This is a genomic window from Micromonospora reichwaldensis, from assembly GCF_031845925.1.
Lineage (GTDB): Bacteria > Actinomycetota > Actinomycetes > Mycobacteriales > Micromonosporaceae > Micromonospora > Micromonospora reichwaldensis.
Window position 1 is genome coordinate 38,395 of sequence record NZ_JAVRFL010000012.1, and the last position, 18,149, is coordinate 56,543.

An 18,149-nucleotide genomic window follows, 5' to 3' on the forward strand; every position below is an offset into this window, starting at 1 on the left:
CCGTCGACACGGCGCGGGGGTGCCGGCATGAGCCGGCGGCTGGTGGTGCTGGACGTGGTGGGGCTGACCCCGCGCCTGCTGGCGCACATGCCCCGGCTGCGCGCGGTCGCCGACGCCGGCTTCCGCGCGGAGCTGGGCACCGTGCTGCCCGCGCTGACCTGCCCGGTGCAGTCGACCTTCCTCACCGGGGAACTCCCGGCCGGGCACGGGATCGTCGGCAACGGCTGGTACTTCCGGGACCTCGGCGAGGTGCTGCTCTGGCGGCAGCACCACGCCCTGGTCGGCGGCGAGAAGCTGTGGCAGGCGGCCCGCCGGGTCGAGCCGGGCTGGACGGTCGCCAACGTCTGCTGGTGGTACGCCATGGGCGCCGACGTGGACTGGACGGTCACCCCCCGCCCCGTCTACCGCGCGGACGGGCGCAAGGAGCCGGACTGCTACACCGACCCGCCGGAGCTGCACGACGCCCTCACCGACCGGCTCGGCACCTTCCCGCTGTTCAGCTACTGGGGGCCGGGCGCCGGGCTGGCGTCGTCGGCGTGGATCTGCCGGGCCGCCGAGCGGATCCTCGCCGACCACGCGCCGGACCTGACCCTGGTCTACGTCCCGCACCTCGACTACGACCTGCAACGCTTCGGCCCCTCGTCGCCCCGGGCCGCCGCGGCGGCGGCCGAGCTGGACGGGGTGCTCGGGCCGCTGCTGGACGCCGCCCGCGCCCGCGACGCGACCGTGGTGGTGCTCTCCGAGTACGGCATCACCGACGTCTCCCGGCCGGTCGACGTCAACCGGCTGCTGCGCGCCGAGGGGCTGCTGCGGGTGCACACCCAGGCCGGCATGGAATACCTCGACCCGTGGACCTCGCGGGCCTTCGCGGTGGCCGACCACCAGGTGGCGCACGTCCACGTCCGCGACCCGGCGGACGTGCCGGCGGTGGCGGCGCTCTGCGCGGGGCTGCCCGGGGTGGCCGAGGTGCTCGACGCCGACGGCCGGGCGGCGCACGGGCTGGACCACCCGCGCGCCGGGGAGCTGGTCCTCGTCGCCGAGCCGGACGCCTGGTTCACCTACTACTACTGGCTCGACGACGCCCGCGCGCCCGACTTCGCCCGGCTGGTGGAGATCCACCGGAAGCCGGGTTACGACCCCGCCGAGCTGTTCTTCGACCCGGCCGCGCCGGGTGCGGCGAAGCGGCGGGCCGCCGTGGCGCTGGCCCGCAAGAAGCTCGGGATGCGCTACCTGATGAGCGTGGTGGGGCTGGACGCCGGCGCCCGGGCGGTGCGCGGGTCGCACGGCCGGCTCCCGGCCGACCCCACCGACGGGCCGGTGCTGCTCTGCTCCGATCCGTCCGCCGCCCGGGACCGGGTCGCCGCGACCGAGGTCAAGGCGCTCCTGCTGGAGCTGGCGGGGCTGACGCCGCCGGCGAGCCCCGGCACGGTCCCGCCGCCGCGTCGCGCCGGGCCGGCGTCGGCCGCGCCGCCCACCCCGCCGTCGGCCGCGCCGCCCGGGGAGGAGGCGTGACCGCCGTCGTCGCCCCGACCGACACGAGCGGGCTGCGGGCCCGGTTCGACGCCGCGCTCGCCGCCTTCCTCGACAGGCAGGGCCGGGACTGGCCGGACGGTGCGCCCCGGGGCGTCTTCACCGCGCTGCACCGGTTCGTGCTGGCCGGCGGCAAGCGGCTGCGCCCGCTCTTCTGCTACCAGGGCTGGCGGGGCGCGGGCGGCCCCGACGGCACACCGATCGTGACGGCCGCCGCCGCGTTGGAGCTGTTCCACGCGTTCGCGCTGATCCACGACGACATCCTGGACGGCAGCGACCGCCGCCGGGGCGGGCCGTCGGTGCACCGGCTCTTCGCCGACCTGCACGCCCGCTCGTCCTGGCGCGGCGACCCCGAGGCGTACGGGCGCAACACCGCGCTGCTCTGCGGCGACCTCTGCGCCGCCTGGTCCGACCAGATGTTCCACGAGTGCGGCCTGGACGTCGGGCGGGTGCACCGGGGGTACGCGGTCTACGCGCTGATGCGCACCGAGGTGATCGCGGGGGAGTACCTGGACCTGGTCTCGGGGGTGGGCGACGGGTCGGTGGCGAGCGCGCTGACGGTGGTCCGGATGAAGGCGGCCCGCTACACGGTCACCCGGCCGTTGCAGATCGGGGCGACGCTGGCCGGGGCCGGGCCGGAGCTGCTCGCCGCGCTGGCCGAGTTCGGCGACCCGCTGGGCGACGCGTTCCAACTGCGCGACGACGTGCTGGGGGTCTTCGGTGACCCGACGGTCACCGGCAAGTCGGTCCTGGACGACCTGCGGGAGGGCAAGCCGACGGTGATGATGGCGCTGGCCCGGGGCGCCGCCGACCGGGCGCAGGCCGCGCGGCTGCGGGAGCTGTTCGGCAACCCGGCGCTCGACGGCGACGGCGCCGCCGAGCTGCGGAAGATCATCGAGGGCACCGGGGCCCGCGAGCGGATCGAGGAGATGATCCGGGTACGTGCGGAGGCCGCCCTGGCGGCCCTGGGGTCCACCCCGGTGACCGCCGAGGCCCGTGCCGCCCTGACCGCCCTCGCCGCCCAGGCCGTCGACCGTCCCCGTTGAGTCGCGGCTCCGCGTGGGCGGCGACTTTTGACGGGATCGACAAAAGTTGGTGCCGAATCGGCGGAAGGTATGGACACATCGATGCTCGCCATTTAATGTCGGGCCATCGCGAAAGTGTTTCGTCGAGGTGAACCGGCGGCGCGGGAACCCATCGACTGGTGACCTCCGATCGATGGGGTCCACTCCATCCCTCGTAGGTCGCGGCCGGCCGGGCACGGCACCCCGGCGGGCCGACCGCATCCCCCGCTACGGCATCCGGCGCGACGGCGCGCGCCCGCCCTGGCAGTCACTCGTCAGGAAGGGACGGCACACCAATGTCCACCCAGGACGTCCCCACCCCACGGCTCCGACGACGGTTCTCCGCCGCCTCGGCGCTGCTGCTGGTCGCCACCGCCGGCACGGTCGCCCTCGGCGCCGGCCCGGCCACGCTGGGCGGCCCAGGCCCGGCCCAGGCCCACCCCATCGTCGGCACCGACTTCCAGCAGGTCACTCTCGCCAAGGGCGTCGCCGAGGTGGGCGAGCCCATGACGATCGCGGTGCTGCCGGACCGGTCGGTCCTGCACACCGCCCGCAACGGCACCGTCCGGCGTACGGACTCCGCCGGCACCACCTCCGTGATCGGCACGCTGCCGGTCTACACCCACGACGAGGAGGGGTTGCAGGGCGTCGGGGCCGACCCGAACTTCGCCAGCAACCGGCACATCTACCTCTACTACGCGCCGCCGCTGGCCACCCCGGCCGGCGACGCGCCGGCGACCGGCACCGACTTCTCGGCCTGGCAGGGCGTCAACCGCCTCTCCCGGTTCACCCTCAACGCCGACTTCACGATCAACACCGGCAGCAAGGTCGACATCCTCGACGTGCCCGCCGACCGGGGCATGTGCTGCCACGTCGGCGGCGACATCGACTTCGACGCCGCCGGCAACCTCTACCTCTCCACCGGCGACGACACCAACCCGTTCGACTCGGCCGGGTACGCGCCCATCGACGAGCGCACCAACCGCAACCCCGCGTACGACGCGCAGCGCAGCGCGGCCAACACCAACGACCTGCGCGGCAAGATCCTGCGGATCAAGGTGAACGCCAACGGCACGTACTCGATCCCGGCGGGCAACATGTTCGTCGACTCGGACGCGCGGACCCGCCCCGAGATCTACGCCATGGGCTTCCGCAACCCGTTCCGGATGAGCGTGGACCGGGCCACCGGCATCGTCTACGTGGGCGACTACGGCCCGGACGCCGGCACCACCAGCGCCCGGGGGCCGAGCGGCCAGGTGGAGTTCAACCGGGTCACCGGGCCCGGCAACTACGGCTGGCCGTACTGCACCGGCACCAACACCGCCACCGAGACGTACGCCGAGTGGGACTTCGCCGCCGGGACCGGTGGCGCGAAGTACAACTGCTCCGGTGGGCCGACCAACAACTCGTTCCGCAACACCGGCCTGCCCACCCTGCCCGGCGCGAAGCCGGCCTGGATCCGGTACGCCGGCGACGCCGGCACCCCGCCCGAGTTCGGCGGCGGCTCCGAGTCGCCGATGGGCGGCCCCGTCTACCGCTACGACGCCGCGCTGAACTCCACCACCAAGTTCCCGCAGTCCTTCGACGGGCAGTTCTTCGCCGGCGAACTCGGCCGGGGCTGGGTCAAGCCGATCCACCTCAACGCCGACGGCAGCCCGGGCGGCATCGACACGTTCCCGTGGAACGGCAAGCAGATCATGGACATGGCGTTCGGGCCCGAGGGCGCGCTCTACATCCTCGACTACGGCACCGGGTACTTCAACGGCGACGCCAACTCGGCGCTCTACCGCTACGACTACATCGCCGGCGGCAACCGGGCGCCGACCGCCGTCGCCGCGGCCGACAAGACCTCCGGCGCGGCCCCGCTGACCGTGAACTTCTCCTCGGCCGGGTCCAGCGACCCGGAGGGCGGGGCGCTCACGTACTCCTGGGCGTTCGGCGACGGCACCACCTCGACGGCGGCCAACCCCAGCAAGACGTACACCGCCAACGGCACCTACCAGGTCACCCTGACCGTACGCGACCCGCAGGGCGCCACCGGCACGGCGAACGTGCAGATCGGCGTCGGCAACACCGCGCCCACGGTCACCATCACCAGCCCGGCCAACGGCAAGCTGTTCAGCTACGGCGACACCGTGCCGTTCAGCATCACGGTGACCGACCCGGAGGACCCCGCCATCGACTGCACCAAGGTCAAGATGACGTACGTGCTGGGCCACGACAACCACGGCCACCAGATCACCTCGAAGAACGGCTGCTCCGGCTCGATCACCATCCCCGTCGACGGTGAACACGACGACGCGGCGAACATCTTCGCCGTCTTCGACGCCGAGTACACCGACGCGGGCGGGCTGACCACGCACAAGCAGCACACCCTCCAGCCGCGCAAGCGTCAGGCGGAGCACTTCAAGACCTCCTCCGGCGTCGGCACCTTCGACAAGGGCACCGCCGAGGGCGGCCGGACCGTCGGCGACATCAACAACGGCGACTGGATCGCGTTCGAGCCGTACCGGATCGACAACGCGACCTCGTTCAGCGCGCGGGTCTCCTCGGCCGGCGCCGGCGGCACCCTCCAGGTGCGGGTCGGCTCGCCCACGGGCACCGTGCTCGGCTCCGCGACCGTGCCGGTCACCGGCGCCTGGGACGCGTTCACCACGGTCAGCGGCAGCATCTCCGGGGCGCCGGCCAGCACCGGCACGCTCTACCTCACGTTCGCCGGCACGGGCACCGGCGCGCTCTACGACGTGGACACGTTCGCCTTCACCACCGGCTCGGCGGGGGTCCGCACCGGCCCGGTCGTCGGGCTCGGCGGCAAGTGCCTGGACGTCCGCAACGCGGCCACCGCCGACGGCACCCAGATCCAGATCTACGGCTGCAACGGGTCCGCGGCGCAGACGTGGACGGTGACGCCCAACTCGACGGTGAAGGCGCTGGGCAAGTGCCTGGACATCTCCGGCGGCGCGTCCGCCGACGGCACGAAGATCCAGCTGTACGGCTGCAACGGCACCGGCGCGCAGAACTGGTCGGCCCAGGCGGACGGCACCCTGAAGAACCCGCAGACCGGCAAGTGCCTGGACGTCTCGGGCAACACCCCGACCGACGGCCAGGCCGTGCACCTGTGGACCTGCCACACCGGCGCCAACCAGAAGTGGACCCTGCCCTGATTTGAAAGGAAGGGCCCCCTACTAACGCCTGGTGCACTAGAAGGGGCCCTTCCTAACACCTGTTGGGAGAGCGACATGCACAGACTCCTCCGACCCCTCCTCGGCGCGGCCACCGCCGTCCTCGCCGTCCTCGCCTGCACCACCCCGGCCACGCCGGCCAGCGCCGCCGACGCCCCGTACGACGTGCTGGTCTTCTCCAAGACGGCCGGCTTCCGGCACGACTCCATCGCGGTCGGCACCCAGGCGATCCGCGACCTCGGCGCGGCCAACAACTTCACCGTCACCGCCACCGAGGACGCCGCCCAGTTCACGACCGCCAACCTGTCCCGCTTCGAGGCGGTGGTCTTCCTCAACACCACCGGCGACGTGCTCGACGGCACGCAGCAGAGCGCCTTCGAGTCGTACATCGGTGCCGGCGGCGGGTACGTCGGCGTGCACGCCGCCGCCGACACCGAGTACGGCTGGTCCTTCTACGGCAACCTGGTCGGGGCGTACTTCGCCTCGCACCCGCACATCCAGCCGGCGAACGTGAAGGCGGAGAACCGGGCGCACCCGGCGACCGCGCACCTGCCGCAGACCTGGAACCGCACCGACGAGTGGTACAACTACCAGACCAACGCCCGGTCCACGGCCCGGGTGCTGGCCACCCTCGACGAGTCCTCCTACACGGGCGGCTCGATGGGCGCCGACCATCCGCACTCCTGGTGCAAGACCTACAGCGGCGGCCGGTCCTTCTACACGGGCGGCGGGCACACCCAGGCGTCGTACGCCGAGCCGGCCTTCCGCGCCCACCTGCTCGGCGGCATCCGGTACGCGGCCGGCCGGGCCAAGGCCGACTGCCGGCCCGAGACCGGCTACACGCCGCTCTACAACGGCTCCACCACCGGCTGGTCCCAGGCCGGGCCGGGCAGCTTCAGCAACGCCGACGCCACCCTCACCTCGGTCGGCGGGATGGGCCTGTACTGGTACAGCGCGAAGCAGTTCACCAACTACTCGCTGAAGCTGGACTGGCGGCTGGCCGGCGACGACAACTCGGGTGTCTTCATCGGCTTCCCGGCCTCCAGCGACCCCTGGTCGGCCGTCAACAACGGCTACGAGGTGCAGATCGACGCCACGGACGCGGCCGACCGGACGACCGGCGCCGTCTACACCTTCAAGTCCGCCGACATCGCCGCCCGGGACGCGGCGCTGAACCCGCCGGGGGAGTGGAACACCTATGAGCTGCTCGTCGAGGGCGAGCGCCTCCAGGTCTTCCTGAACGGCGTGAAGATCAACGACTTCACCAACACCGACCCGGTCCGCTCGCTCGCCGGCCACATCGGGCTCCAGAACCACGGCACCGGCGACGACGCCTCGTTCCGCAACATCCGGATCAAGGAACTCGGCGTCAACCCGCCGGTCGGGAACACCGTCCAGGCCGAGGCGTTCAGCTCGGCCTCCGGGGTCTCGCCGTTCACCAAGGCCGGCGCGAACGGCGGGCAGACCCTCGGCCACATCGACCCGGGCGACTGGGCCGCGTACGCCGGGCTCGACCTGACCGGCACGACGTCGCTGCGGGCGCGGGTGGTCTCCGGCGGGCCGGGCGGCACCATCCAGGTGCGTACGGGCTCCGCGACCGGCACCGTCCTCGGCTCGGTGGCGGTGCCCAACACCGGCGGCTGGAACACCTTCGCCGACGTCACGGCCGCCCTCTCCGGTGTGCCGTCCGGCACCGGCACGCTCTACCTGACCTTCACCGGCTCGGGCACCGGGCTCTTCGACGTGGACGACCTCACGCTGGTCAGGTCCGGCGGCAGCGGCGGCGTCGGCCCGATCCGCGGCCTGGGCGGCAAGTGCCTGGACGTACGCAACGGCGCCACGGCCGACGGCACCCAGATCCAGATCCACGGCTGCAACGGGTCCACGGCGCAGACGTGGACGGTGACGCCGAACTCGACGGTGAAGGCGCTGGGCAAGTGCCTGGACGTCTCCGGCGGCGGGTCCGCCGACGGTACGAAGATCCAGTTGTGGACGTGCAACGGCACGGGCGCGCAGAACTGGTCGGCCCAGGCGGACGGGACGCTGAAGAACCCGCAGACCGGCAAGTGCCTGGACGTCTCGGGCAACACCCCGGCCGACGGTCAGGCCGTGCACCTGTGGACCTGCCACACCGGCGCCAACCAGAAGTGGACCCTGCCCTGATCCGCTGACCCTCCCGCCCCTCCCCGCGATCCCGCGGTCCGTCCCCGGCACGGTGTGCGTACCGGGGACGGGCAAGCCGCAGGATCGCGGGGAGGGGCGGGGGCTTTCGTAGGGGGCCCGGCGGTCCTAGAGTGGGGGCGGCGACCGTGGCGGTTGCCGGTGACCGGCGGGAGGCGCAACCCGGCGGGTCCAGGTGCGCCCCGCACCCACCGGTGTCCCGCCGTGGCCCGCCGCCGCACCGGCCCGGCCGGTCGCCCTCGCCCCGGTCACGCACCCACGGAATCCCCCATCAACACAGGGGAGAAGCACCATGGCGCGACCCATCACGCTCTTCACCGGCCAGTGGGCCGATCTTCCGTTCGACGAGGTCTGCCGCCTCGCCTCCGAGTGGGGCTACGACGGGCTGGAGATCGCCTGCTGGGGCGACCACTTCGAGGTCGACAGGGCACTCGCGGACGACTCGTACGTCGAGCGGAAGCGCGAGACGCTGGCGAAGCACAACCTGAAGGTCTTCGCGATCTCCAACCACCTGGTCGGCCAGGCCGTCTGCGACCACCCGATCGACGAGCGGCACCAGGGCATCCTGCCCGCCCGGATCTGGGGCGACGGCGAGCCCGAGGGCGTACGCCGCCGCGCCGCCGAGGAGATCAAGGACACCGCCCGGGCGGCGGCGAAGCTCGGGGTGGACACCGTCGTCGGCTTCACCGGCTCGTCGATCTGGCACACGCTGGCGATGTTCCCGCCGGTGCCGCCGTCGATGATCGAGCGCGGCTACCAGGACTTCGCCGACCGGTGGAACCCGATCCTGGACGTCTTCGACGAGGTGGGCGTGCGCTTCGCCCACGAGGTGCACCCGAGCGAGATCGCGTACGACTACTGGACGACGAAGCGGGCGCTGGAGGCGGTCGGGCACCGGCCCGCGTTCGGGCTGAACTGGGACCCGTCGCACTTCGTCTGGCAGGAGCTGGACCCGGTGAACTTCATCTTCGACTTCGCCGACCGGATCTACCACGTCGACTGCAAGGACGCGAAGGTGCGCACCGGGGACGGGCGGCGGGGCCGGCTCGCCTCGCACCTGCCGTGGGCGGACATGCGGCGCGGCTGGGACTTCGTCTCCACCGGCCACGGCGATGTGCCCTGGGAGGACTGCTTCCGGGCCCTGAACGCGATCGGCTACGCCGGCCCGATCTCGATCGAGTGGGAGGACGCCGGGATGGACCGCCTCGTCGGCGCCCCGGAGGCGTTGCAGTTCGTCCGCCGGCTCGCCTTCGACGCCCCGGCCGCGGCCTTCGACGCCGCGTTCACCAGCAAGGACTGACCGCCCCGGCCGCGGCCTTCGACGCCGCGTTCATTAGCAAGGACTGACCGCCCCCGGGTCGCACCCGAGCGGGCCGGCGTCGGGGGCCCGCACACGAACGGGCCGGTCGCCCGGAGGCGACCGGCCCGCGCGAAGGTGCGATCAGAGGGTGCTGCCGTTGGTGCCCGAGCTGGACGGCTTGCTACGGGGCGTGGCGGTGGTCGACGTCGACCCGGAGGCCGAGGCCGTGCTCGACGACCCGGTGGAGCTCTTCGCGCCGACCGTGGCCGGCGTGCCGGCGAACGCGTCGTCGGCGGCGGTCAGCTCCTGCTTGTGGCCGTTGCTGCTGAGCTTCTCGCCCAGCTTCGACTGGCCGAGCTTGTCCTTGCCCTCGCTGTAGAGGCGGGTCGCCTGGGCCTGCGCGACACCGGCCGCCTCCTGGACGGTCGGGTGGTCGAGCACCTTGCGGCCCCGGATCACCAACTCCTCGTACTTCTCCCGACCGGCACGGGCGCCCAGGACGAATCCCGCAGCCAGCCCGCCAAGGAACATCATCTTTCCGCGCATGGCGGCTCCTTCCGTACCTGACGCGCCGTCGACCGACGGTTACCCCGCCGGAGGCGACCAAATCGCGCCTGCCTTCTCTGTCTGCAGCTAACTACCCATCCTGCTCTCCGCTCATACCTCCTTGTGCCGGGATGACGATTTGTCCGGGTTTATTGTCGTGTGCGCGGGCGCCGATCGAAGCGGTAACCCCCTGGACCAACACCCCCCGGAATCCTGTACTCTTGTGCCGTCGCACGGCGCAGCGAGATCGGCGCCGGACGACGCAACGGTCCCCCGTAGCTCAATTGGCAGAGCAGCCGGCTGTTAACCGGCAGGTTTTTGGTTCGAGTCCAAACGGGGGAGCTTCCACACCAGACGCCCGTCGGCCACGCCGGCGGGCGTTCGCCATTCCCTCACCGCCCGCCGCCCGTCGTGGTGGGGATCGTGCCCGCCAGGTGCGGGACGACCTGTTTCGCCCACTTCGGGGCCGCGCGCCCGGCAGGATGGTCGCTGTCGACGTGGACTCCCGCTGCGTCGATTCATGCGTCGATTCGTGGGTAGGTGTTGAGTGGCCGGGCCGGCTGTCCCGGACGGACGGAGAGCGGGAGGTGCGCGATGCTCGCCGAGACCGATGTCGTCGTGGTCGGCGGCGGCCTGGCCGGGCTCGCCGCGGCCCGGCGGCTGCACCGCGCGGGTGTGCCGTGGCGGCTGCTGGAGGCCGGCGGCCGGCTCGGCGGCCGGGTCGCCACCGACGCGGTCGACGGCTACCTGCTGGATTGGGGCTTCCAGGTGCTCAACACCGCGTACCCCCGGATCGGCGCACTGCTCGACGTCGACCGGCTGCGCCTCGGACACTTCACCTCCGGCGTGCTGGTGCGCAGGGGCGACCGGCTGGCCCGCCTGGTGAACCCGCTGCGCGAACCCACCGGCGCGCCCGGCACCGCGCTGGCCGGCGTGGGCTCCCTGCTCGACCGGCTACGGTTCGCCGCGCTCGCCATGGGCTGCGCCACCCTGCCGAAGGAACGGCTGCTCGCCGCCCCGGAGACCACCACCGAGGCCGCGCTGCGTCGCGCCGGCCTCTCCGACACGATCGTCGAGGAACTGCTGCGGCCGTTCCTGTCCGGGGTCCTCGTCGACCGCGAGCTGGAGACCTCCAGCCACGTGCTCGCGATGGTGCTGCGCTCCTTCGCCCGGGGCCGGATCGGCCTGCCCGCCGAGGGGATGGCCGCGCTGCCCCGCGCTGTCGCCGACCCGCTCCCGGCGGGGCTGATCGACCTGGACACCCCCGTCGCCGAGGTCGCGCCTGGCCGGGTCCGCACCCAGGCCGGCGACCTCCGCTGCCGCGCCGTCGTGGTCGCCGTGGACCCGCCGGCGGCGGCCACGCTGCTGCCGGGCCTGCCGGCGGTACGCATGCACAGCTACACGACCTACTACCACAGCGCTGCGGAGGCACCGCTTGACGAGCCGATCCTGCTCCTCGACGGCGACCGGCGCGAGATCGTCGCCAACACGGTGGTGGTCAGCAGGGCCGCGCCCACGTACGCGCCGGCAGGGCGGCACCTGGTCGCCACCTCGGTGGTCGGCCCGTCGGCCCCGCCCGAGCCGACGGTACGGGCGGAACTCACCCGGCTCTACGGCCGGTCCACGGCGGACTGGACCCACCTGACCACGGTGTCCATCCCCGACGCGCTGCCCGCCGCGCCCCCGCCGCAGGGGCGGCTGCGCAAGCCGGTGGCGCTGGGGGAGGGCCTGTTCGTGGCCGGGGACCACCGGGACAGCCCCTCCATCCAGGGTGCCCTCGCCAGCGGCTGGCGGGCCGCCGGAGCCGTCCTGTCGGAGCTGCGTACCGGCTGAACGGACGGTCACGCCCCGTTGAAGATCACTTATGCTCCTCGCCATGCCCGCACCCCTTCCGCCGCCCGACCTCGACGTCGCGGCGGCGTACCCCCAGGTCGGTCAGGTGCGCGCGGCCCTCGCGGCGCGCGACTGGCCGGCCCTGAGCGCGCTCGTCGACGGGCAGGACCCGCAGGGCCGGACCTTCCTCGTCGGCGAGGCCGGCGAGGCCGAGGACATCGAGGAGTTCCTGCGTGAGGTGCTGGCGCAGCGGCCCGACGACGCGCTCGCCGGCGCCCTGCTGGGGTCGCACCTGATCCGCGCCGGCTGGCGGATCCGCTCGTCCTACCGCGCCCAGCACGTCAGCCGGGAGCAGTTCGCCCAGTTCCACGCCCACCTGCGGCGCGCCGAGCAGGTGCTGATCGACGTCACCGCCCGGCACCCGGACGACGCGGCGGCCTGGACGCAGCGGATCACCAACGCGCGCGGGCTGGAGCTCGGCCAGGCGGAGGCCCGCCGCCGCTACGACCAGCTCGCCAAGCACCACCCGCACCACCTGCCGGCCCAGGCCTCGCTGCTGCAACAGTTCTGTCCCAAGTGGAGTGGCACCTGGGAGCGGGCACACGGCTTCGCCCGGGAGTGCGCCGACGCCGCCCCGCCCGGCGCCCCGAACGCGGTGCTGGTGGTCGAGGCCCACCTGGAGGAGGCGCTCGACCACGACGACCTCCGCGAGGCGGGCGCCCACCTGCGCGGCGCGCACGTGCAGCGCGAGATCCACCAGGCGGCGCAGCAGTCGGTCTGGCACCCCGGGTTCCGCAACGACTGGGGCTGGGTCTGGGTGCGCAGCGTCTTCGCGATGGCCTTCTGCCTGATGGACGAGTACCCGGCGGCGGCACAGCAGTTCGCGGCCATGGGGCCGCTCGGTGACGAGGCGATGTTCGGCTACATCGACGGCGACGCGACCAGGCAGTTCCAGCGGTTCCGCGACAAGGCGTACGCGAAGGGTGGGCGGTCATGATCCAGGAACTGGACGTGGACGGGGTGCCCACGCTGCTCGCCCCCACCGGCGGGCCGATGCGCGCCGGGCTGACCTTCCGGGTCGGCACGGCCGACGAGACGCTCGCCCACAGCGGCATCACCCACCTGCTGGAACACCTCGCGCTGGCCCCCCTCGGGCTGGCCGACTACCACGTCAACGGCGCCACCGCGCCGGTGTTCACCACGTTCCACATGCAGGGCTCCGCGCAGGACATCGCCACCTTCCTCACCTCGGTCTGCGCCAACCTGACCGAGCTGCCGACCGGCCGCCTCGACGTGGAGAAGGAGATCCTGCGCACCGAGTACAGCAGCCGGGGCACGGCCGCCGTCGACGACATCCCGCTGTGGCGTCACGGCGCCCGCGACTTCGGCATCACCAGCTACCCGGAGTGGGGGCTGGGCGCGCTCACCGCCGACGCCCTGCGGCAGTGGGCGGCCCGCTGGTTCACCCGGGAGAACGCGGTGCTCTGGATCGCCGGGAAGGCCGTCCCCGCCGGGCTGCGCCTGACGCTGCCCCAGGGCGTACGGCAGCCGGTGCCGGCGGCGTCGTCGGCGCTGCCGCAGACCCCCGCGTACTTCGTCGGCGGGTCGCGGGCGGTGGTGCTGGACGCCGTCGTGCGGCGCCGGACCGCCGCGAGCGTCTTCGCCGGGGTGCTGGAGCGCGAGCTGTACCGGGCGCTACGCCAGGACGGCGGGCTCTCCTACCAGACGACGGCGGGCTACGAGCCGCGCGGCGACGGCCACGCGACGCTGCGGGCGCTGGCCGACGCGCTGCCGGAGAAGCAGGACGCGGTACTCGGCGGCTTCGTCGACACGCTCGCCAAGCTCCGGGTCGGCCGGATCGAACAGGCCGACCTCGACGCCGTCGTGGCGAAGCGGCAGGACTTCCTCGGCACCGCCGAGGTGGACGCGGCGCGGCTGCCGTCGTACGCCTTCAACGTGCTCACCGGGGAGCGCAACCTCACGGTCGACGAGCACCGCGCCGAGCTGAAGGACGTCAGCACGGACGACGTGCACGAGGTGGCCCGCGAGGCGCTGGCCGGGGCGCTGCTGATGGTGCCCGAGGGGCACCGGGCCGACTGGGCCGGCTTCGTCGCAGCGCCCACCCGCTCGGCCGACACGGTCGCCGGCACCCCCTACCGGGAGAAGGAGGGCGACGGCGAGCTGCACGTCGGCGTGGACGGGGTGAGCTGGCTCGGCCGGGGCGGCCCGCTCACCGTGCGGTACGCCGAATGCGCCCTCATGCTGGCCTGGCCCGACGGCGCCCGGCAGCTCATCGGCGACGACGCCATCTCGATGCGGATCGAACCGACCATGTTCGACCTGCACCCCGGGGCGATCCGGGTGATCGACTCCCAGGTGCCGACCGACCGGCAGGTGGTCATGCCGGCCCGCGACCCGGACCGCATCCCACAGCCACGGGCCGCTGCCGGCACCGAACGGCGGGAGCCGGTGAAGCGCTCCTGGTGGGAGATCCCGCTGATGGTCGTCAGCGGCCTCGCCGCGCTGGCCATCGGCGGGGGGACCTTCCTGCTGACCCTCGGCATGTTCATCACCGAGACGGCCGAGAGCGACGAGGGCTGGCTGTGGGGCGTCATCGCGGTGGGATGGCTGCTCACTGTTATCCTCGCGTTGCCCATCGTGCTGCTACGCCGGCGACGCCGATGAGCGACGGCGCCGTTTCGTGCTGGCCGGTGATCCACCGGGCGGGATAAGATCCGGCGCGGTAATGGGGCGGTAGCTCAGCCGGTTAGAGCAGGGGACTCATAATCCCTCGGTCGCGGGTTCGAGTCCCGCCCGCCCCACCACGCAAACGCCCTGCGCAGCCATGCTGACGACGACCCGGGCGGACCGCGTCGACCCTCGGGTTCCTGGCGCCATCCGGTCGCTTTGACGATCCGGTCAATCCACACAGCCTGGTTGTAGAGGGGTTGGCCGTACAGCCATCGGTGCAGCCGAGCTCATCCGCTCACCCCGGCATTGGCCGACAGCAACGGACGGGCTCGCCCAGGGGAGCAACCACCTGACCAGCCATCCGCAATCATTTCTGATCCCCAAGGCCAGAGGTTCGACCCCGGCCACCCCGGCGCCTGTAGGGCTACTGCCTACTGCGTTGCCGTTCGATCGCCGCCTGCCCGTCTTCGCCAGCGAAGCCAACCTGGGTCATGACGCTCAGAGTCGCGGCATTCTCATTGGCGATCGTCGCCTCCACGCGCTCGACCAGGGCTGTGAAGGCTGCGGCGTCGTCCAGATCGGTGTACACGCCGGTCCGTGTGAGGAAGTAGATCCTCTCGTGCCCCAGAGTCTGCTCCGTCGACCGGTAATTCTTCCACTGCTCCCGATAGCGGAACACACTCTCCAACGACACCGCCCCGGCCACGATCAGACTCACGACGGTGGTCACCGCCTGGGCGTAGGGGAAGTCGAGGTTGACGAGGACCGGAACCAGGGAACCCCCGACTACGGCAGCGGTGCGGGTTCGAAGGTGGGTAGCCTTTGCCTTCACCGCCTTCTTGTCGTACCAGGACTGGTACTGGGCAAGTCGCTCGGTGAGGTATTCCTTCGCCGAGAGCCCGGGGCTTGACCCCTGCCCGGGGACGTCCTCGGGCGGAGGGACCTGGGCGCTATCCACCACGGCGATTAGTAGAGCCGGTGCGCCAACGGTCGTCAAGGCCATGCGCCAGCGCGGCGGGCGTGAGTCCGCATCTAGTCCGCAAGAGGTCGCGGGACGGCGGGGGAATGATGTGTGACGTCGCGAGGTGTCTCCGCTGGTAGGACTTCATTCGCCCTGCTCGCCGGGTCGCACATCCTGATCTCATGATCCCTCAAATGGTGTGCGGGCCGCTGTGCCGCTGCGGCGGGTTCCCCGGGCACAGGCTGCTCTTCACCTACTGGCCGGGTGCGAGCCTACGGAGATCGGCGTAAGAGATGATCTGCGCAGCGAGGACGCCTACTGCGGCGATCTCGACGACGGACGTGGCGATGAGCACGGTCTCTCGTGAACCGTACGTCAAGAAGATCGCAACCGCGGCCAGCGGCGGGGCGCAGAAAGTCGACACGTCGACAACCAACTGCAGCCATTTCCGGCTGCGCCGCCGGTGATCGGACCGGTGAGTGAACTCCCACCGGAAGACAGGTTCGCCTCCGCCGGTGAGGTGCGCCAGGCGAGGTGCCAGGTCTTCCCGGATGTACGAACCGATCGCCGAGATTTTCTCGTCGTTCACCAGGTAGGTCCAACCCAGCAGCACCGATACCGGCGGAAGGAGTAACAAAAGATCGGCGTGATTCTTCGAACTTAGCGTGGCGGCGACCACTGCGGCCATCGAGGCGAGCGTGGCGTAGACGAGATTGTCTCGGAAAGTAACCCGGTTCTTCTGCTCGTCCTTCAGGTGCTGATATTCGAGCAGCAGCAAGTCTGCAACCGTGACCTCGCGTCCGGGCATTCTTCCTCCCTGAGGTGCGTGCGTGTCGCCCGTCGTTGATGGTAAATCATCGAGGCAAGGCCCTCAAATAACCGGCATCGATCCTGATCGTTGATACTGATTCATTCAGTGAGGCGTAATTGTCTAAATGTGACGGTATGCGCAAAGACGCGCTACAGTGCGAATCTCCCTGGTTGTGAGGCGGAGTCCGCCTGTGCCAACATCGCGTGTATCGACGCCAATTCCTGAGGTGCCTCCCGCTATTACTCACACCTCCCGCGCTGATGCCATCGATACCGTGAACTGGGGGGCGAAAGTGGATCGACACAAAGTATCCCCGATCCGTTGTGATGTCGTCGTTGTCGGTGCCGGCCCTGCGGGGTTGGGCGCGCTGGCTTCGTTGGAGGGAACCGGTCTCGAGGTGCTGGTGATCGAGTCAGGCCCTGATCTCGACGAGCGGGATGCCGCAGTACCGGAACACCGGGCAAAGGGCGTGGGTGGAGCGGGACTGTTCTCCGACGGCAAGTTCTCGTTCCACCCGTCGGCGAGCGCGTTGTGGAGTGTGCGCCCTGCAGTCGAGCTCAGGCAGTCCTACGCAGCGATCTGCGCGATCCTGCGGGAGGGAGGGCTGCGCGCACCGGCCTTCCCGCAGGAGGCACCTCCCGTGATCGAGAGCGAAGCGGCCCATTTTAGTGCCAAACGCTACGAGTCCGGCTATCTGTCACTTGGCGCCCGATACGCCTTGACGCGTGAACTCGCTACTCGTCTCTCGGGCCGCGCGATCCGTGGTGCGGCAACCAGCATCACCACGAACGGGCTGGACGGCCTGGACGTCACCGTGCGCACCGGGTCCGGCGACGCAGTCATCCAGTCCAAGGCTGTCATCTACGCTGCCGGTCGTTTTGGTCCCCTGTCGTGCAGGATGGGGGTGAAAGGGCTGAGCACAATATACCGACGGGTTGAGATCGGCATCCGGATCGAGCAGCCGTCCGAGACGTTCTTCTTGCGTTCAGACCCTGCCGTGGACTCGAAGTACCTCTGCTCGAGCGAGTTTGCCGGTATCGGCTGGCGTACGTTCTGCTGCTGCCGGGACGGGAAAGTCGTCGTTACCGACTTTGATGACTGGCGGACGCTGTCGGGTCGGGCGGACTGCCCGCCGACGGGACTGTCGAACGTCGGATTCAACCTCCGGATCACATCTCCGGATCTCGGGAACGACGTGTGGCACGCGGTGACGGCGAATGTCCGGGGCGCCAAGCGGGTGATGCAGATTCCACTGGCCGACGTCGTCCGCCCCGGGTCCGCCGCTAACGGTGGCGGCCTGGACGCACTGTACGGGGACAGGGGTGCGGACGCGTTGATTTCCGGCTTGCGGCAGTTGGTCCATGACTTCGGGTCACGCCGCTTGCAGGACGCAGTCGTCCATGGGCCCTGCATCGAGGGAGTGGGTTCATATATTCGCCTTGGCGATGATCTCCGGGCCGCCGGCGGTGCTCCGATCTGGTTCGCCGGCGACTCCAGCGGAATCTTTCGTGGCTTGACTGCGGCCCTCGTTAGCGGATATTATGTCGGGCTTCGGGCATTGACGCACCTTCGGGCGCGCTGAGAGGTCTGGAGATGCAGGTTGGATATCACAGAGCGGATCTTGGCGGTCTACACGGCGCATTCGAAGTTGACCTTCTACTGTCGGGACGTTATTTCCGAGTTCGTGCTTCGGAACAATGCGGTCCCGCTCAACCCGTTTCGCGTATTCGACTACTTCCTCGGTGACCGGGTGGACCGGGACCTCGTCCGGCGCGGAAACAATAACCTTGTCGCTATCACGGACGAGACGTGGGTGTTCGGCGACATAGCGAACGGCGTGTACGCCGAAATTGAGCTGGCGCACAAACTCGGTAAGCCGGTGAGGTACTTCTCGATTTCCACGCGGGTCGCCGAAATCAAAGAGATCCAGCCGGGCGAGGTGCGTTTCGAGGACGAGGTGCTGGCGGAGACCGGCATGCCGGTGTCGCAGCTCTCCGCAGTGCTCACACGCACGTCTGGGGGGCGAAGCTCCGGTGCGGTCGCCGTCTGA

13 protein-coding genes and 2 tRNA genes are annotated in these 18,149 nt (G+C 71.1%); 12 read left to right on the forward strand and 3 right to left on the reverse strand.

The window, feature by feature from the left end:
* Nucleotides 1–27 precede the first annotated feature (27 nt).
* The 5 genes from RM555_RS12235 (at nt 28) to RM555_RS12255 (ending at nt 9,257) form a co-directional block, all read left to right on the forward strand.
* Nucleotides 28–1,512, forward strand: a complete 1,485-nt coding sequence (locus RM555_RS12235; protein ID WP_311411848.1) for an alkaline phosphatase family protein — start codon at nt 28–30, stop codon at nt 1,510–1,512.
* The gene (locus RM555_RS12240) at nt 1,509–2,576 is read left to right on the forward strand and encodes a polyprenyl synthetase family protein (RefSeq protein ID WP_311411849.1); all 1,068 of its coding nucleotides are present in this window, start codon (nt 1,509–1,511) and stop codon (nt 2,574–2,576) included. The genes RM555_RS12235 and RM555_RS12240 overlap by 4 nt, the downstream gene beginning before the upstream one ends.
* A gap of 314 nt (nt 2,577–2,890) precedes the next feature.
* Nucleotides 2,891–5,758, forward strand: coding sequence for a PQQ-dependent sugar dehydrogenase (locus tag RM555_RS12245; protein ID WP_311411850.1), 2,868 nt, complete (start codon nt 2,891–2,893; stop codon nt 5,756–5,758).
* Nucleotides 5,759–5,833: 75 nt separating this feature from the next.
* A complete protein-coding gene (locus RM555_RS12250; RefSeq protein WP_311411851.1) occupies nt 5,834–7,939 on the forward strand; it encodes a ThuA domain-containing protein in 2,106 nt (701 codons plus the stop codon).
* A gap of 310 nt (nt 7,940–8,249) precedes the next feature.
* Nucleotides 8,250–9,257: a sugar phosphate isomerase/epimerase family protein gene (locus tag RM555_RS12255; protein ID WP_151455397.1), complete on the forward strand. Its 1,008-nt coding sequence runs from the start codon at nt 8,250–8,252 to the stop codon at nt 9,255–9,257.
* A gap of 141 nt (nt 9,258–9,398) precedes the next feature.
* On the opposite strand, the gene RM555_RS12260 is transcribed toward RM555_RS12255, so the two are convergent.
* Nucleotides 9,399–9,803: a hypothetical protein gene (locus tag RM555_RS12260; protein WP_311411852.1), complete on the reverse strand. Its 405-nt coding sequence runs from the start codon at nt 9,801–9,803 to the stop codon at nt 9,399–9,401.
* A gap of 269 nt (nt 9,804–10,072) precedes the next feature.
* Between RM555_RS12260 and RM555_RS12265 the strand changes: the two genes are divergently transcribed.
* The 5 genes from RM555_RS12265 (at nt 10,073) to RM555_RS12285 (ending at nt 14,461) form a co-directional block, all read left to right on the forward strand.
* Nucleotides 10,073–10,145, forward strand: a tRNA-Asn gene (locus RM555_RS12265).
* A 252-nt stretch (nt 10,146–10,397) separates the two neighbouring features.
* A complete protein-coding gene (locus RM555_RS12270; RefSeq protein WP_311411853.1) occupies nt 10,398–11,636 on the forward strand; it encodes an NAD(P)/FAD-dependent oxidoreductase in 1,239 nt (412 codons plus the stop codon).
* Between the two features lie 43 nt (nt 11,637–11,679).
* Nucleotides 11,680–12,633, forward strand: a complete 954-nt coding sequence (locus RM555_RS12275) for a tetratricopeptide repeat protein (protein ID WP_311411854.1) — start codon at nt 11,680–11,682, stop codon at nt 12,631–12,633.
* Nucleotides 12,630–14,321: a M16 family metallopeptidase gene (locus RM555_RS12280; RefSeq protein WP_311411855.1), complete on the forward strand. Its 1,692-nt coding sequence runs from the start codon at nt 12,630–12,632 to the stop codon at nt 14,319–14,321. The genes RM555_RS12275 and RM555_RS12280 overlap by 4 nt, the downstream gene beginning before the upstream one ends.
* A 63-nt stretch (nt 14,322–14,384) precedes the next feature.
* Nucleotides 14,385–14,461: transfer RNA gene (locus RM555_RS12285), tRNA-Ile, on the forward strand.
* Between the two features lie 290 nt (nt 14,462–14,751).
* Here the strand turns inward: RM555_RS12285 and RM555_RS12290 are convergent.
* Nucleotides 14,752–15,288 carry a DUF4231 domain-containing protein gene (locus RM555_RS12290; protein WP_311411856.1) on the reverse strand — a complete coding sequence of 179 codons (537 nt, stop codon included), beginning with the start codon at nt 15,286–15,288 and terminating at the stop codon, nt 14,752–14,754.
* Between the two features lie 253 nt (nt 15,289–15,541).
* Entirely contained in the window at nt 15,542–16,096 is a 555-nt protein-coding gene (locus RM555_RS12295; protein WP_311411857.1) for a hypothetical protein, read from the reverse strand.
* 400 nt (nt 16,097–16,496) lie between these two features.
* On the opposite strand from RM555_RS12295, the gene RM555_RS12300 reads away from it, so the two are divergent.
* Both RM555_RS12300 and RM555_RS12305 read left to right on the forward strand, forming a co-directional pair.
* A complete protein-coding gene (locus RM555_RS12300; RefSeq protein ID WP_311411858.1) occupies nt 16,497–17,681 on the forward strand; it encodes a hypothetical protein in 1,185 nt (394 codons plus the stop codon).
* 18 nt (nt 17,682–17,699) lie between these two features.
* Nucleotides 17,700–18,149, forward strand: coding sequence for a DUF7768 domain-containing protein (locus RM555_RS12305; protein ID WP_311411859.1), 450 nt, complete (start codon nt 17,700–17,702; stop codon nt 18,147–18,149).

Bases quoted from the DNA above. Each gene is read 5' to 3' on its own strand.
- RM555_RS12260 (WP_311411852.1), bottom strand. From the start codon at position 9,803: ATGCGCGGAAAGATGATGTTCCTTGGCGGGCTGGCTGCGGGATTCGTC.
- RM555_RS12295 (WP_311411857.1), bottom strand. From the start codon at position 16,096: ATGCCCGGACGCGAGGTCACGGTTGCAGACTTGCTGCTGCTCGAATAT.
- RM555_RS12280 (WP_311411855.1), top strand. From the start codon at position 12,630: ATGATCCAGGAACTGGACGTGGACGGGGTGCCCACGCTGCTCGCCCCC.
- RM555_RS12255 (WP_151455397.1), top strand. From the start codon at position 8,250: ATGGCGCGACCCATCACGCTCTTCACCGGCCAGTGGGCCGATCTTCCG.
- RM555_RS12235 (WP_311411848.1), top strand. From the start codon at position 28: ATGAGCCGGCGGCTGGTGGTGCTGGACGTGGTGGGGCTGACCCCGCGC.
- RM555_RS12270 (WP_311411853.1), top strand. From the start codon at position 10,398: ATGCTCGCCGAGACCGATGTCGTCGTGGTCGGCGGCGGCCTGGCCGGG.
- RM555_RS12250 (WP_311411851.1), top strand. From the start codon at position 5,834: ATGCACAGACTCCTCCGACCCCTCCTCGGCGCGGCCACCGCCGTCCTC.
- RM555_RS12275 (WP_311411854.1), top strand. From the start codon at position 11,680: ATGCCCGCACCCCTTCCGCCGCCCGACCTCGACGTCGCGGCGGCGTAC.
- RM555_RS12245 (WP_311411850.1), top strand. From the start codon at position 2,891: ATGTCCACCCAGGACGTCCCCACCCCACGGCTCCGACGACGGTTCTCC.